The following is a 14,823-nucleotide window of genomic DNA, read 5'->3' on the forward strand; positions in this document are numbered from 1 at the left end:
GCAGGGCTTCGAGCCCCACGGATGTCAGACGAGGACGCGACACAGAGAGATTGACACATGACTGACGAAGAACGCACGGAGCCGGACCACGATCACGGCAAGATCGACCAGGTAGACCTGCAGTCGGAGATGCAGCGCAGCTATCTCGACTACGCGATGGCCGTGATCGTGGGCCGCGCACTGCCCGATGTCCGTGACGGACTCAAGCCGGTGCACCGCCGCGTGATCTACGGCATGTACGACGGTGGATTCCGCCCCGACAAGTCGTTCTCGAAGTGTGCGCGCATCGTCGGCGAGGTCATGGGGCAGTACCACCCCCATGGTGACTCGGCGATCTACGACGCCCTGGTCCGTCTGGTGCAGCCGTGGTCGCTGCGGTACCCGCTGGCGCTCGGGCAGGGTAACTTCGGCTCTCCGGGCAACATGGGCGCCGCAGCTCCCCGATACACCGAGACGAAGATGGCTCCGCTCGCGCTCGAGATGGTGCGCGACATCGAAGAAGACACCGTCGACTTCCAGGACAACTACGACGGTCAGACGCAGGAGCCGACGGTGCTGCCGGCGCGCTTCCCGAACCTCCTGGTCAACGGCTCGGTCGGTATCGCGGTCGGTATGGCGACCAACATCCCGCCGCACAACCTGCGCGAGGTCTCGGATGCCGCGCTCTGGGCGCTCGACAACCCCGGTATCCCCCGTGAGGAGCTCCTCGACGGGCTGATCCAGCGCGTTCCCGGTCCCGACTTCCCGACCGGCGCGCAGATCCTCGGAACCAAGGGCATCCAGGAGGCGTACCGCACGGGTCGTGGTTCGATCACGATGCGTGCCGTCGTCAACGTCGAGGAGATCCAGGGCCGCACGTGCCTCGTGATCACCGAGCTGCCGTATCAGGTCAACCCCGACAACGTGGCGGTGAAGATCGGCGATCTCGCCCGTGACGGCAAGATCACCGGCATCGCCGACATCCGCGACGAGTCGTCCGACCGCACGGGTCAGCGCCTGGTCGTCGTGCTCAAGCGCGATGCCGTCGCCAAGGTCGTGCTCAACAACCTGTACAAGCACACGCAGCTGCAGGAGAACTTCGGCGCGAACATGCTGGCGATCGTCGACGGCGTGCCGCGCACGCTCGCGATCGACGGATTCATCACGAACTGGATCACGCACCAGATCGAGGTGATCATCCGGCGCACGCAGTTCCGCCTCGCCAAGGCCGAGAAGCGCATGCACATCCTGCGCGGCTACCTCAAGGCGCTCGACGCGCTCGATGAGGTCATCGCGTTGATCCGTCGCTCGCCCACCGCGCAGGAGGCGAACGAGGGACTGCAGAAGCTGCTCGACATCGATGACGATCAGGCCGAGGCCATCCTCGCGATGCAGCTGCGTCGCCTGGCCGCCCTCGAGCGGCAGCGAATCCTCGACGAGGCCAACGAGCTCGAGGCCCAGATCGCCGAGTTCAAGGCGATCCTCGCCGACGAGTCGCTGCAGCGCGACATCATCCGCGAAGAGCTCACCGGCATCGTCGACCGCTTCGGCGACGATCGCCGCACGCACATCCTGCACGGCTTCGACGGCGACGTCTCGATGGAAGACCTCATCGCCGAAGAGGAGATGGTCGTCACCGTCACGCGTGAGGGCTACATCAAGCGCACGCGCAGCGACAACTACCGCTCGCAGCACCGCGGCGGCAAGGGAGTGAAGGGTGCGCAGCTGCGCGCCGACGACATCGTCGAGCACTTCTTCGTCACCACGACGCACCACTGGTTGCTGTTCTTCACCGACAAGGGTCGCGTCTACCGCGCGAAGACCTACGAGGTGCCCGAGGCCGGCCGTGACGCGAAGGGCACGCACGTCGCGAACCTGTTGGCGCTGCAGCCCGATGAGAGCATCGCTCAGGTGCTCGACATCCGCGACTACGCCGTCGCCGACTATCTCGTGCTGGCGACGCGCGAGGGTCTGGTCAAGAAGACGCGTCTCGACGTGTACGACACGAACCGTCAGGGCGGCGTCATCGCGATCCGCCTGAACGATGAGGACGAGCTGGTCAGCGCGCTCCTGGTGAACGCCGAGGACGACATCCTCCTCATCAGCCGTCGGGGCATGTCGGTGCGCTTCGAAGCGACCGATGAGGCCCTGCGTCCGATGGGTCGCGCGACCGCGGGTGTGCGGGGCATGAAGTTCAAGCTCGACACCGACTGCCTGCTCTCGGCATCCGTCGCGGCACCCGGCAAGTTCGTGTTCGTGGTGACCGACGGTGGCTATGCGAAGCGCACCGCGGTCGAGGAATACCGCGTGCAGGGACGCGGCGGAACGGGCATCAAGGTCGCCAAGCTCAACGACGATCGGGGCACTCTCGCGGGTGGTCTGATCGTCGCGGATGACGACGAGGTCTTGGTGGTTCTGTCCAGCGGCAAGGTGGTACGCTCTGCCGTGGCCGAGGTGCCCGCCAAGGGCCGAGACACCATGGGAGTGGTGTTCGCACGGACGACGGAAGCCGACCGTATCCTCGCCATCGCCCGCAACAGTGAGCGGGGCCTCGCAAGCGACGAGGACGCCACGGAGGCGGAGGGGGAATCCGAAGCCCCTGAGACGACACAGAACCCTGAGGAAAGTACGGACGCATGAGCACAGTAGCCGACAAGCTGGCGAAGAAGTCCACGCGCAAAACAAGTGGAAAGCAGGTCCGCCTGCGTCTCGTCTACGTCGACTTCTGGTCGGCCGTGAAGCTCTCGTTCCTCGGAGCGGTGGCGCTCGCTGTCGTCACGATGGTGTCGTTCTTCCTGATCTTCCTGGTGCTCCAGGCGACCGACATCATGGCCACGGCCGATGAGTTCGTGCGCAGCTTCTCCGACGGTGCGATCCCGCTCTCCGAGCTCGTGGGTCTGCCGCAGGTGATGGCGTTCGCCGCCGTCGTCGCGATCCTCAACCTGATCGTCTTCACCGTGCTCGGCGCCGTGATCGCCGGCATCTACAACCTCGCCGTGAAGGTGACGGGCGGACTGCTCGTCGGTTTCATGTCGAACTGAGCCACTCAGACCGATCGTTCGAAGGGGCGGATGCTGCGGCATCCGCCCCTTCGGCGTTTCCGGCGGTCCGGGGTAGGGAAAACCCGAACGCAGGTGTCCGGATGACTCGGTATCGGCGCGATCTGGCCGCCCGTACCTTGGAACCATGACCACTCAGACAGCGCCCCCGCCGACGGCCGTGTCCGCGAAGCCACCGCGGCGAATCTTCACGACGGTCCTGCATCTCGCCGGCGTCGGGATCATCGGCGGCGTCATCTTCTCGACCCTCGGAGGACTGCTCGGCACGGGCCTCGGCCTCCTCTTCGCCGCCGGCATCGGAATCGTGCTGCTCGTCGGCCTCGTCTACGCCCTGTTCGGCGTGGGATGGTTCGAGGTCACCCGCGTCAGCTCGCTCTACCGTGTGCCCCTCGCCCCTCTGCGGCTGCGTCCGCGCGACCGTCCGGGTTTCGGCGGCTGGTTGCGCGCACTCGGACGCCAGGCGATCGACGGGCGGATGTGGCGGGCCATCGCGAACTTCGCCATTGCGGCCGTGTTGGGCTTCATCGTTCTGCGGCTGTTCTGGGCACTGGTGTGGTCGGTCTTCATCTCCTTCGCGCCTCTCACCTCGGCTGAAGCCGTGCTCGGGCCCTTCGGCGGTAACGGAATCCCCGTCGCCTGGGCCCCGCTGGTCGGCATCCTCGGCATCGCGGCTTCGGTCGTCGGCATGATCGGGTTGGCTCTGCTGCACCGCACGCTCGCGTTGGCGATCGTCATCCGCAGCCGCGAGACCGAGCTCACCGAGCGTGTGCGCACCTCGACCGCGCAGCGTGAGGGGGCCGTTCGTGCGGCAGACCTGGAGCGCACCCGCATCGAGCGCGATCTGCACGACGGCGTCCAGCCGCGACTCGTGTCGGTCGGCATGACGCTCGGGCTCGCGCAGCAGAAGATCGACAGCGACCCGGAGACCGCGAAGGAACTGATCTCCGAAGCGCACACGTCGACCAAGGCGGCCATCACGGAACTGCGGCAGCTCGCCCGCGGCATCCACGCCTCGGTGCTCGATGACCGTGGCCTCGATGCAGCCCTGTCGGCGTTGGCCGGACGATCGCACATCCCGGTGAACCTCGACGTGCGGATGGAGGGCCGCTGCAGCCGCGAGGCCGAGGCCGCCGTCTACTTCTCGATCGCAGAATCGCTCACCAACGCTGCGAAGCATTCGCGGGCGAGTGAGGCTCGGGTCACGGTGCGCATCCGCGAGGGCAACACCCTGTGGGCGCGTGTCGAGGACAACGGCATGGGCGGTGCGCAGGTGCAGCCGGGTGGCGGCCTCGACGGCATCGCGAACCGCGTGCTCGCCGCCGGCGGCACCTTCCGTCTCGACAGCCCGCAGGGCGGTCCGACCAGCCTGGAGGTGAACGTGCCATGCGCATCCTGATCTGCGAGGACTCGGTCCTGTTGAGGGAGGGCCTCGTGCGCCTTCTCGAAGACGCCGGGCACAGCGTCGTCGCCGCCCTTCCTGACACGTCCGGACTGGCCGAGGCCGTCGCGACCACCGTCCCTGAACTCTGCATCCTCGATGTGCGGCTCCCTCCGACGTTCACCGATGAGGGCATCCGTGCGGCGCTGAGCCTGCGGTCGACGCATCCGACGCTCGCGATCCTCGTGCTCTCGCAGTACGTCGAGGAGCGCTACGCATCAGATCTCATCGCCGCGCAGGGCGGCCCGTTGGGATACCTGCTCAAGGACAGGGTCGCCGACGTGTCGGAGTTCCTCGAGTCGGTGCACCGCATCTCCGAGGGGGCGACGGTGCTCGATCCCGAGGTCGTCGCACAACTCCTCACCCGCAGGAACAGAGATGATCGGATGCTCCGGCTCACCGAGCGCGAGCGCACCGTGCTCGCACTGATCGCCGAGGGCAAGTCGAATCAGGCGATCGCCGCGCTGCTCTTCCTCTCGGAGGCGAGCGTGGAGAAGAACATCACCGCGATCTTCCAGAAACTGGGCTTCGAGCAGGACGAGTCGGGCAACCGCCGCGTGCTCGCCGCCCTCGCACACATCGAGAACACCGGCGGCCCGACGCCGCCGACCGGCCAGACAGGAGTGGCACGATGACCACCGAGCAGAACGACATCCCGGGCGGCCACACGCCGCTCACTCCCCCGCCCGTCGCCGGTCCTCCGGCATCCGCACCGACCGGTGGCCCCGTGCCGCCGCAGGGAACCCCGCCCTCGGGCCGGTCCGGGGGTGCCACCGCGATCATGGTCGTCACCGCCGTGGTCGGCGGGCTCGCGCTTCTCGGCACCGGGGGCACGGCCGCCGCAGCGGCGGCGGGGAACCTGCTGTCATCGAGTCGACCCGACTCGGTGCAGACGGTGGCCGTCGACGGCATCGACAGCATCGATCTCGATGTCGATGCGAGCAGCATGCGCATCGAGTTCGGCGACGTCGACGAGGCGGAGCTCTCGGTCACCAACTCCCGAGGTTCGGCGTGGGACTTCGAGCGCGACGGCGATGAGCTGATCGTGCGCAGCCCGGACGGGGTGTTCGGCTGGTGGTTCAAGAGCTGGTTCGGTGACGAAGAGGTGGCGGTGCTCACGTTGCCCGACAGCCTGCGGGGTCCGGCGCTCTCGGCAGACCTCAGCCTCGACGCGGGCAGCCTCGATGTGGCCGGCGACTTCGGTGACCTCGCCATCTCCGTCAGCGCGGGTGCGCTCGACGTGGAAGGCTCGGCGCGGACTCTCGATGTCGACATGAGTGCGGGACGCGCCGATGTGCTGCTCGACGGTGTCGACGAGGCCGACCTCGGTGTGTCGGCCGGCGACCTGCGCGTCGAGCTGACGGGCTCCGCGCCGACGCGGACGGGGATCGATGTGAGTGCTGGATCGCTCGATCTCACCGTGCCCGACGTCGAGTACCGCATCACGCAGGACGTCAGCGCGGGCACGCTCAATGCCAAGGTCGAGCAGGCGTCCAGCGCCCGACGGGCCATCGACGTCGAACTCTCGGCAGGCACCGTCACCATCCGTCCCGCCGGTTGATCCGCGGTCGAGGGCGAGCATCCTCCGGGGTGGTCACCCTCGATTCGGTATTTCCGTGAAACTCGGGTAAAGTTTCGGAGGTTGACGGGGCTATAGCTCAGGTGGTTAGAGCGCTTCACTGATAATGAAGAGGTCCCAGGTTCAAGTCCTGGTAGCCCCACACTTTCAATTCAATATTTCCCTCACGGGGCCTTAGCTCAGTTGGTAGAGCGCCTGCTTTGCAAGCAGGATGTCAGGAGTTCGAATCTCCTAGGCTCCACACTGTGTTGAGACAGTTCAGGAAGCCCCGCCTCGTGCGGGGCTTTCCTGTTCTGTTGCCGCAGCTCTCGTCGCGGTGGAATGTAGCTCGGGTAGGTGGCCGGATCGCGACCCGAGCGATAGTGATGCTAGTAACCCTGGGCAGTAGCGTCTCAAACGAGGGCGCCTGTCGTCGCATTTGATCCCCGACCGGCAAGTCCTATCACCTCTTTCGGTGTCTATCGGACTGTGAGCTGCTTAGGCAGCGACTAGACGAGACGAGTAGACAGATACTCAGCTCCGGGGCTTCGCAGCCCGGTTCGCGGTCTGAGTCCGACCTTCGCGCGCGACGCGGCGACACCGAGCAGTGTTCTGATGCGAGAATCGGTATGAAAGGAGGCCAGATGGGCGACTCCGCTGGTTCATCCTCTGCAGAGGTGCGTTTCCTTGGCAACCTCAAAGCATCGAAAGTAGCTTCAGTGACGACGACTGCGACCCCAGACGTCGTTTGCCTGAGGCGTGTGACCTTCGTGGAACCTGATGGCATCGTTGCGTTGGCGGCGAGACTTCACTCCTGGTCCCGGGAGAATTCGGACCTATCTGTGGTGGCACCCGAAGACTCTTCGATCGCCAACTACCTCGCGCGGGCCCATCTCAGCCATCTCCTCGATGAGATCGGCTCTGAGCACAACTTCCCCGTCGTTAGAGAAAGGCATCTGGGAAGCAGCCTTGTGCCGCTCATGCGGGTCGAGAGCGTCGAGCAGGCTCAGGAGCTCGCGACCGCCGTTGTCGACTTTGCTGCGCGACACAACCCGGAAGCAGCTGACGCCCTGGGTGCGGCACTGTGCGAGGCGGGTGAGAACGTCGGATATCACTCGGGCCAGCAGTATGCCTTCGGGCTTGCGCAACACTATCCACGCCAGCAGCGGTTCAATTTTGCGTTGGGTGATGCGGGCCGGGGACTCCAATCATCGCTTGCTCATAAGGGAGCAACTGACGATGCATCAGCGATCCGGCTCGCGTTGACGCCGGGCGTCTCAGCGACTAACGAGAAGGGGCGTGGGTACGGTCTCTCGTCGGTGGAGGAGCAGATCGTACTGGGGCTTGCCGGGAAGCTTTCGTTGCTGTCGGGTGAGGCCGTAGTCAACGCTCATCCGGTCACCGGCCGCGTTCATCAACGGATTGATGGCCGCTTCGATGGGACGCTGGTCTCTGGGACCTTCCGAGCGCCACCTGCGCGTAGATAGTCTTCGAACCTAGAAATGACCAGCGAACATGTAGGAATCCTTGATAGCGTGAGCGTAAGTATCGTAAGGAGTCGAGAATGAACGCTGATATCACGCTTCCTCGCCTTGCTGGAACCCGGGCCGCCGCTGATGCGCTCGTGGACAGCGCTGATCTACGCGGTGCGGATGAGGTAACGGTGTATGCCCGAGCTGTAGCGAGCGCTGCACAGTCGTTTGCTGACGAGTTTGTGCGCAGACTTGATAGTCGAGGGGTTCACCATGTGCGGCTGGTAGGTTCATCGCCGAGGCTGACGGACTACTTGGTTGCTTCATCGAAGAGGCTTGGCTCGATGACCGTGTCTACCTCCAAGGTCGACGACCTCATCGAGCACTGATGACTACCTGGGGATTCCCTCGTTCAGCTTGCGGATGAGGGAATCAAATTTACCGTCCAGGTCGCTGACGCTCGTGTCTTCGTTGTGACCGGCGTATAGCTCTCCCGTTGCGACGAAGTCGCTCACGAGAGAATATGTGGCTGCGTCCCCGACAGCGGCGACTCGAGAGTGTACCGTCGAGGTGGCCTTGAATAGAGCACCGTCGGCTTCCTCGCTAGCGGTGGCAGTTGGACCGCCAACGATCCCGCCAAGTCGAAGATAGGTGGTATAGGCATCCCCAACGGCGGTGAGAGCGCGATCTCGAACCTCTCGACGGAATCCTTTCGCGGCACGGCGGCCTTCGGCGAAGCTGTTGATACCGGCAGCTGCTGCCGAAGATCCCGCAACAGTGACGATGATCGCTCCAACAACCACCCAAATATCTCCGTCGAGCAGCTGCTCGATCAGATCCTCCATGAGGCGCCCTCTCCGTTGAACCGATAGTAAACCAGCCAAGGGCTTTGCTGGTCCTTGGTAAGCGTAGGAGTTCGAATCTCCTAGGATCCACACTGTGTTGAGAAAGTTTGATCAAGGCTTCGAGCATCGCTCGAAGCCTTTTTCTTTGTCTCGATCTGCCGAAGACGAGTCATCCACAGGTGTTAACAACCCTGTTAACAACTCCGCGGATCACGGGGCGAACGTCATCCAGGTGTGTGCGATGACGCCGATCACGAGGATGACGAGTGCGATCACGTCGGTGATGACCACCTGTCGGATCTTGGCATTGACTCCTCCGGCCGCGCCGGCGAGAGCGAGAAACGACACCACGCTGAGGAAACCGGCGATGAAGGCGATCGTCCGGACCTCGGGTACGAACGCGGCGTAGACCAGTAACGCACCGAGCATCCCGAACAGCACCGCTCGGTGACGCATCAGGATCTCGAGATTCTTCTCATCGATCGGAACGCCGTACAGACGGGTCAGGGCGGCGGAGCCGCGGATTCCGGTCAGCGGAAGAAGGTGGATGCCACCCACGATCGCCAGTGCCGCCGAGACGAGAAACTCCATCGGGATCCTCCAACGTGGATGTCCATGGTCGACCGAATGGCCACACCCTCCCTCACTGAAGTGGATCACCGGCCGGTGGGCTACCCCGAGAACGGGGGGAAAGTCATATCCCGGAGGGAATCGGCGCGTGCCATGTTCCTGCGTGTGCCCGTATCCCGCAGCACTCTTGCGTGCCGCGAAGCGCCCATGATCTGCTGGCAGCATGAACTTCTTCCCGCCAGACCCGGAGATCACCGAGCCCGAGGAGAGCGAGAGCAACTCGCCCCGGTGGTGGAGCAGTCCTCAGGATGAGCTGCCCGCACTCCTCCCCGTCTCGGAGACTCTGGCGGTGACCGATCATCTCGCCATCGCTTTGGTGGTCGTCGCGGTCTACAGCGACGGCGTGGAGTTGCGGGTGGATCGTCGCCTTCGCCGGAACGGGATGCCGCTGACGGAGTGGAACGAGCTGTGCGCGACATTCCTGGAGTACCTCCCCTTCTCGGGCCCCTCGGGGCAGGCCGGTCGGCTCCGGTACGGAATGGTGCTCGGCAACGGTGACAAGCTGCTGGCCGACTCGCCGTACTCCGATGTCGGCGATCCGATGGCCGAGCCGCAGGGGCACGTTCTGCACAGCCAGCAGCAGGGCGGTGGAGGCGGAGGGAGCTCCTACGCCGGCAGTGATCACCTGTGGCTGTGGCCGGCGCCCCCGGCGGGGCCGATCGAGCTCGTGGTGCAGTGGCCGGCCCTCGGCGTCGAGGAGACCCGTATCGTGCTCGACGGCTCGGCGATGCGTGAGCTCACCGAGCGGGCGAAGCCGTACTGGCCCTGACGCGCAGGCAGATGGCGCCCGACACTCAGCGTCCGCGGCGCCCGAAGCGCTCGCGGGTCGCATCGTCGGGCGTGTAGACGACGAGTTGGATGTCGGTCTGATCCGACGGGCGCAACTGGTGGTGCTCGAAGACCAGCCGGCCGAGTTCGGGATGCTGGAACACGCGCTCCCGTGACTGGAAGCCGCGGATGTCGTGACTCTCCCATCGTTCACGGAACTCCGGGCTGGCCTCGATCAGCCGTGACACCAGGTCGCGGTAGCGGGGGTCACCCAGGCGCGGGCCGGCTTCGGCGCGGAACTCGGCGAGGAATCGGCGGCTGGTGACATCCCAGTCGTCGAGCAGGGAGCGCACGTACGGATCGGTGAAGATCAGCCACAGCAGGTTGCGCTGCTCCGGCGGGGTCTGTGCCACGTTCGGATACAGCGCTTCATAGGCCGCGTTCCAGCCGGCGACGCCCCAGTCGGGGGCCAGGGCGTAGGCGGGGTGCTCGTCGAGCGCGTCGAGGAACCGTTGCACGTGCGCCGGTGCCGTCTCGACGGCCTCTCCTCCGCCGGGTCGTGCCGCAGCGAATCCCGCCAGGCGCAGCACATAGTCGTGCTCGGTGATCGTGAGGTGCAGCGTGGTGGCGACGGCATCCAGCACCTGCCGTGAGGGATTGATGCCGCGCCCCTGCTCGAGCCAGGTGTACCAGGTGACGCTCACGCCCGACAGATACGAGATCTCCTCGCGGCGGAGCCCCACCGTGCGGCCGCGTCCGGCCGGGGGCAGCCCGAAGTCGGCGCGGTCGAGATGCTCGCGACGGGCGCGCAGGAAGGCCCCGAGTTCCTTCCGCTGCTGTTCGTCGCTGGCCATGCGTACAAACCTAGTGCTCCCACTACTAGTGTCAGCGCCGTCTTCCGGATCACCGCGCGCGAGGGCAGGGTGGAACAATGCCCACCCCCCTTCGCTCCCGTACCGTCACGCACGGCCGCAACGCCGCAGGAGCCCGTGCCCTGTTCCGCGCCGCCGGCGTCAACCCCGCCGACTTCGGCAAGCCGATGATCGCCGTCGCGAACAGCTTCACCGAGTTCGTCCCCGGTCACACCCACCTGCAGCCGGTCGGGCGCATCGTCTCCGACGCGATCTCCGCCGCCGGCGGCATCCCGCGCGAGTTCAACACGATCGCGGTCGACGACGGCATCGCGATGGGCCACGGCGGCATGCTGTACTCGCTGCCCTCGCGCGACCTGATCGCCGACTCGGTCGAGTACATGGTCAACGCGCATCAGGCCGACGCGCTCGTCTGCATCTCGAACTGCGACAAGATCACCCCGGGCATGCTCATGGCCGCCCTGCGCCTGAACATCCCGACGGTCTTCGTGTCGGGCGGACCGATGGAGGCCGGACGAGCCACCCTCGTCGACGGCACGGTGCGCACCCTCGACCTGGTCGACGCGATCTCCGAGGCCGCGAACGACACCGTGTCGGATGCCGACATGAAGCGCATCGAGGAGAACGCCTGCCCGACCTGCGGCTCCTGCTCCGGGCATGTTCACCGCGAACTCGATGAACTGCCTCGCCGAGGCGCTCGGCCTCGCGCTGCCCGGCAACGGCTCGGTGCTCGCCACCCACACCGCCCGCCGCGCCCTGTACGAGAAGGCCGGCGAGCTCGCGGTCGAGATCACCAAGCGCTTCTACTACGACGACGACACCTCCGTGCTGCCGCGCGAGCGTCGCCAGCTCCGCCGCGCTTCGAGAACGCCATGGCGCTCGACATCGCGATGGGCGGCTCCACCAACACGATCCTGCACCTGCTCGCCGCGGCGCACGAGGCCGGCGTCAGCTTCGGCCTCGACGAGATCGACGCCGTCTCGCGCCGCGTGCCCGTGCCTCGCGAAGGTCGCTCCCAACCCGGCATACGGCCGCATGTACTACATGGAGGACGTGCACCGCGCCGGTGGCATCCCCGCGCTGCTCGGCGAGCTGCGCCGCGGCGGCCTGCTCGACGAGAACGTGCAGCACCGTCCACGCCACGTCGCTCGGCGCGTGGCTCGACGACTGGGACGTCCGCGGCGGCAAGGCGACGACGAGGCCGCGAGACTCTGGCACGCTGCTCCCGGCGGCGTGCGCTCCTCGACCGCGTTCTCGCAGTCGGAGCGCTGGGCGCGCCTCGACGACGGATGCCGCGACCGGCTGCATCCGCGACGTCGAGCACGCCTACTCGGTCGACGGCGGCCTCGGCGTGCTGCGCGGCAACCTCGCCGTCGACGGCGCCGTGGTGAAGACGGCGGGCGTCGACCCGTCGATCCTGGTCGTTCTCCGGCCCCGCCGTGGTGTGCGAGTCGCAGGAGGAGGCGGTCGCGAAGATCCTCGGCAAGAAGGTGCGCCAGGGCGACGTCGTGGTGATCCGCTACGAGGGGCCCAAGGGCGGCCCGGGCATGCAGGAGATGCTGCACCCGACCTCGTTCCTCAAGGGCCGCGGGCTCGGCAAGGTGTGCGCGCTGATCACCGACGGCCGCTTCTCGGGCGGCACCTCGGGTCTCTCGATCGGCCACGTCTCGCCCGAGGCGGCGGCCGGCGGCGTGATCGCGCTGGTCGAGGACGGCGACATCATCGACATCGACATCCCCTCGCGCGGCATGAGCCTGCGGGTCGACGATGCGGTGCTCGCGGAGCGTCGCGCACGCCTTCTGGATGCCGGTGGCTACCGCCCCGTGGATCGCACCCGCCCCGTGTCGCTGGCGCTGCGCGCCTACGCCGCCATGGCAACCTCGGCCGACCGCGGTGCGGTGCGCGACGTCGAGGCTGTCGAGCGCGCACTGCGGGAGCAGGAGCAGCGGAGCGCCGCCGCCCTGGTCTGACGCGGCATCCATCGCTCCCCTGTTGCAGAAACGGCAAACGAGGTGGATGCCGCGACCTGCCGGGATCCATCATGGAGGTCGCCCGCGCACCGTGCGTGGGCGAGAAGGAGCCATCATGACCGACCCCTCACCCCTCACGAGCATCCGATGAAGGCACTGCTGCTCGGGGCGCGCGGCGCCGTCGGTACCGTGATCCGCCGGGAACTCGAGAACGGCGGGCATGAGGTGACGTCGGCCAGCCGCGCCGCGTCCGACGGGGTCCGCCTCGATCTGCGCGGCGACCTCAGCTCGCTGCCCGCGCTCGCCGCAGCCCACGACGTCGTGATCAACGCGTCCGGCATCGAGCGCGTCGAACTCGCCGTCGCCGTCGCGCCCACCCCGTTCGTCGACATCTCCGCGACCGGCGCCTATCTCGAGGCTGTGCGCGAGGCGGCATCCGGACCCGTCGTCCTGGGCGCCGGCCTCGCACCGGGGCTGACCACGGTGCTCGCCTCTGCGATCGAGAGCCGACCCGGTGACGAGATCGACGTGCTCGTGATGCTCGGAAGCGGCGAACAGCACGGACCGGCCGCGGTCGCCTGGACCGCCGGACTCGTGGGCACCGATCTGCACCGGCCTCCGGAGGGCGCTACCGTGCGCAATCTCCGTTCGAGCCTGCGCGCGGAGGGCCCGGACGGCCGCACCCGCCGGTACCTGCGAGCGGACTTCCCTGACCACATCCTGCTGGCTCCGACCGGCTCGCCGACCATCCGGTCCTACCTGACGCTCGGCTCGGCGGCGATGACGGCATCCCTCGCGCTGATCGGTCGACTGCCTGCGCTCCGGGGCGTCCTCGGGATCGCCCCGCACCTCGGCAGCGACGAGTGGCACGTCGTGGCGCGCAATCGCCGCACCGGCGAGCGTCAGCAGGCGGCGGGAACCGGCCAATCCGAGGCCACCGGCCGGCTGACCGCGCTCGCCGCTCTTCGCATCGCCGGATCGATGCAGGGTGCGGTCACGATGGCCGATCTGGTCTCGGTCGACGAGGCCGTGTCGGCGCTCAACCCACAGACGCGGCTGTCGACCGCCGGGAGATGAGCTGCATCGGGATCACGACGCTCTCGTAGGCGCGGGTGCGGTCGCTCAGACGAGCGACGGCGAGGCGGGCAGCTTGGCGTCCGAGAGCCTCGACGTCGCCCGTCACGACGCTGATGCCCAGCACCTGAGCCCACTCCGGTTCGTCGAAGCCGATCACCGCGGGGGAAGCCCCGTCGTGATCGGAGATCTCCTCCATGACGCCGAGCAGGATGCGGTTGTTCCCGGCGACCACCGCCGTCGGCGGATGATCGAGGGCGAGCAGCTCGCGCATGCAGTCCCGCGATGACGCGACGTCGTGCGCGTCCGTGCGGAGAAGGTCTCGCCAATCGGAACCCTCACCGGGAGGGAGAGCGTCGAGCACATCGCCCATTCCGGCCAGGCGCTGCCGGTACGTGGGCAGCCAGGCGTAGTCACCGATGAATGCGATGCGGCGGTGTCCGGCTTCGATCAGATGCCGCGCCGCCAAGCGCCCGCCTTCGCGGTTGTCGAACACGACCGAGTCGGCATCGAGATGCTCGGCCGGGCGGTCGACGAACACGACGGGGATGCCGCGGGCCTGCAGCTGCGCGTAGTCGGAGTGATCGGTCATGGCCGAGACGGTGATGACGGCCTTGGTCTGGCGGTCGGCGAGGTCGTGGGCGACGCGTTCCTCCTGCTCGGCCGACTCGCGGGAGTTCGCGACCGAGAGGTGCATGCCCCGAGGACGGATCTCGTCTTCGACCGCCTGCGCCAGCGCGGAGTAGAAGGGGTTGGTGAAGTCTCCCGTGATGAGCCCGATCGAATCGGCCAGGCGGCCACTGGCGAGCAGGCTGGCGGCGGCATTGCGCTGATAGTCGAGCTCGGCGGCCGCCGCGAGCACGCTCGCGAGGGTCTTCTCGCTCACGTACGACTCGCCGCCCAGGGCGCGGGATGCCGTCTTCAGGCTGACTCCGGCGCGGGCAGCCACCTGTGCGAGCGTCGGCCGCGGAGCGGTCTCGTCATCGGTGCGTGTCATGCGTCCCCCTTGCCCGCCGGGGGCGGATAGCTCATTATCGCGGTCGTCCGATGCAGATGCACCTTCCCTGGATCGCGAACGCTGTGGTAGCGTCCTCATCATATGACAGCGATGTCATATCGTCACGCGGTCTCATCGGAAGGCCCGCGGCAGACGGACGA

13 protein-coding genes, 2 tRNA genes and 1 pseudogene are annotated in these 14,823 nt (G+C 66.9%); 12 read left to right on the forward strand and 4 right to left on the reverse strand.

Translation table 11 applies throughout. The features are described from left to right. Positions 1-57: 57 nt before the first annotated feature. The 9 genes from gyrA to P0Y60_01660 all read left to right on the forward strand — a co-directional run bounded on the left by gyrA (position 58) and on the right by P0Y60_01660 (position 7,895). A complete protein-coding gene (gene gyrA / locus P0Y60_01620) occupies positions 58-2,619 on the forward strand; it encodes a DNA gyrase subunit A (GenBank protein ID WEK61489.1) in 2,562 nt (853 codons plus the stop codon). After that, positions 2,616-3,020 (forward strand): DUF3566 domain-containing protein, encoded by a 405-nt coding sequence (locus P0Y60_01625; GenBank protein WEK61490.1) that lies wholly within the window; start codon positions 2,616-2,618, stop codon positions 3,018-3,020. The genes gyrA and P0Y60_01625 overlap by 4 nt, the downstream gene beginning before the upstream one ends. A gap of 145 nt (positions 3,021-3,165) precedes the next feature. Further along, positions 3,166-4,434 (forward strand): sensor histidine kinase, encoded by a 1,269-nt coding sequence (locus P0Y60_01630; GenBank protein WEK61491.1) that lies wholly within the window; start codon positions 3,166-3,168, stop codon positions 4,432-4,434. Then, a complete protein-coding gene (locus tag P0Y60_01635; protein ID WEK61492.1) occupies positions 4,422-5,111 on the forward strand; it encodes a response regulator transcription factor in 690 nt (229 codons plus the stop codon). Before P0Y60_01630 ends, P0Y60_01635 begins: the two co-directional genes overlap by 13 nt. Then, a complete protein-coding gene (locus tag P0Y60_01640) occupies positions 5,108-6,037 on the forward strand; it encodes a DUF4097 family beta strand repeat-containing protein (GenBank protein WEK61493.1) in 930 nt (309 codons plus the stop codon). Before P0Y60_01635 ends, P0Y60_01640 begins: the two co-directional genes overlap by 4 nt. A gap of 86 nt (positions 6,038-6,123) precedes the next feature. Then, positions 6,124-6,197 (forward strand) — tRNA-Ile (locus P0Y60_01645). Between the two features lie 26 nt (positions 6,198-6,223). Continuing rightward, positions 6,224-6,296: transfer RNA gene (locus P0Y60_01650), tRNA-Ala, on the forward strand. A 382-nt stretch (positions 6,297-6,678) separates the two neighbouring features. Further along, positions 6,679-7,521, forward strand: coding sequence for a hypothetical protein (locus tag P0Y60_01655; GenBank protein WEK61494.1), 843 nt, complete (start codon positions 6,679-6,681; stop codon positions 7,519-7,521). Positions 7,522-7,598: 77 nt separating this feature from the next. Then, complete coding sequence (locus P0Y60_01660) at positions 7,599-7,895, forward strand: hypothetical protein (protein WEK61495.1); 297 nt, start codon at positions 7,599-7,601, stop codon at positions 7,893-7,895. Between the two features lie 3 nt (positions 7,896-7,898). On the opposite strand, the gene P0Y60_01665 is transcribed toward P0Y60_01660, so the two are convergent. Together P0Y60_01665 and P0Y60_01670 are read right to left on the reverse strand one after the other, a co-directional pair. Then, positions 7,899-8,351 (reverse strand): hypothetical protein, encoded by a 453-nt coding sequence (locus tag P0Y60_01665; protein WEK61496.1) that lies wholly within the window; start codon positions 8,349-8,351, stop codon positions 7,899-7,901. Between the two features lie 210 nt (positions 8,352-8,561). Next, a complete protein-coding gene (locus P0Y60_01670) occupies positions 8,562-8,942 on the reverse strand; it encodes a hypothetical protein (GenBank protein WEK61497.1) in 381 nt (126 codons plus the stop codon). 202 nt (positions 8,943-9,144) lie between these two features. On the opposite strand from P0Y60_01670, the gene P0Y60_01675 reads away from it, so the two are divergent. Beyond that, a complete protein-coding gene (locus tag P0Y60_01675) occupies positions 9,145-9,750 on the forward strand; it encodes a hypothetical protein (protein ID WEK61498.1) in 606 nt (201 codons plus the stop codon). A gap of 25 nt (positions 9,751-9,775) precedes the next feature. Here the strand turns inward: P0Y60_01675 and P0Y60_01680 are convergent, their stop codons facing one another. Then, positions 9,776-10,603 carry a helix-turn-helix transcriptional regulator gene (locus P0Y60_01680; protein ID WEK61499.1) on the reverse strand — a complete coding sequence of 276 codons (828 nt, stop codon included), beginning with the start codon at positions 10,601-10,603 and terminating at the stop codon, positions 9,776-9,778. A 77-nt stretch (positions 10,604-10,680) separates the two neighbouring features. On the opposite strand from P0Y60_01680, the pseudogene ilvD reads away from it, so the two are divergent. Next, positions 10,681-12,591: pseudogene (gene ilvD / locus P0Y60_01685) on the forward strand (dihydroxy-acid dehydratase). Positions 12,592-12,738: 147 nt separating this feature from the next. Next, positions 12,739-13,668: a hypothetical protein gene (locus P0Y60_01690; protein ID WEK61500.1), complete on the forward strand. Its 930-nt coding sequence runs from the start codon at positions 12,739-12,741 to the stop codon at positions 13,666-13,668. Here P0Y60_01690 and P0Y60_01695 read toward each other — a convergent pair. Continuing rightward, complete coding sequence (locus P0Y60_01695) at positions 13,631-14,662, reverse strand: LacI family DNA-binding transcriptional regulator (GenBank protein WEK61501.1); 1,032 nt, start codon at positions 14,660-14,662, stop codon at positions 13,631-13,633. The genes P0Y60_01690 and P0Y60_01695 overlap by 38 nt on opposite strands. Positions 14,663-14,823: the final 161 nt, after the last annotated feature.

This window comes from Candidatus Microbacterium colombiense, from assembly GCA_029203165.1.
Lineage (GTDB): Bacteria > Actinomycetota > Actinomycetes > Actinomycetales > Microbacteriaceae > Microbacterium > Microbacterium colombiense.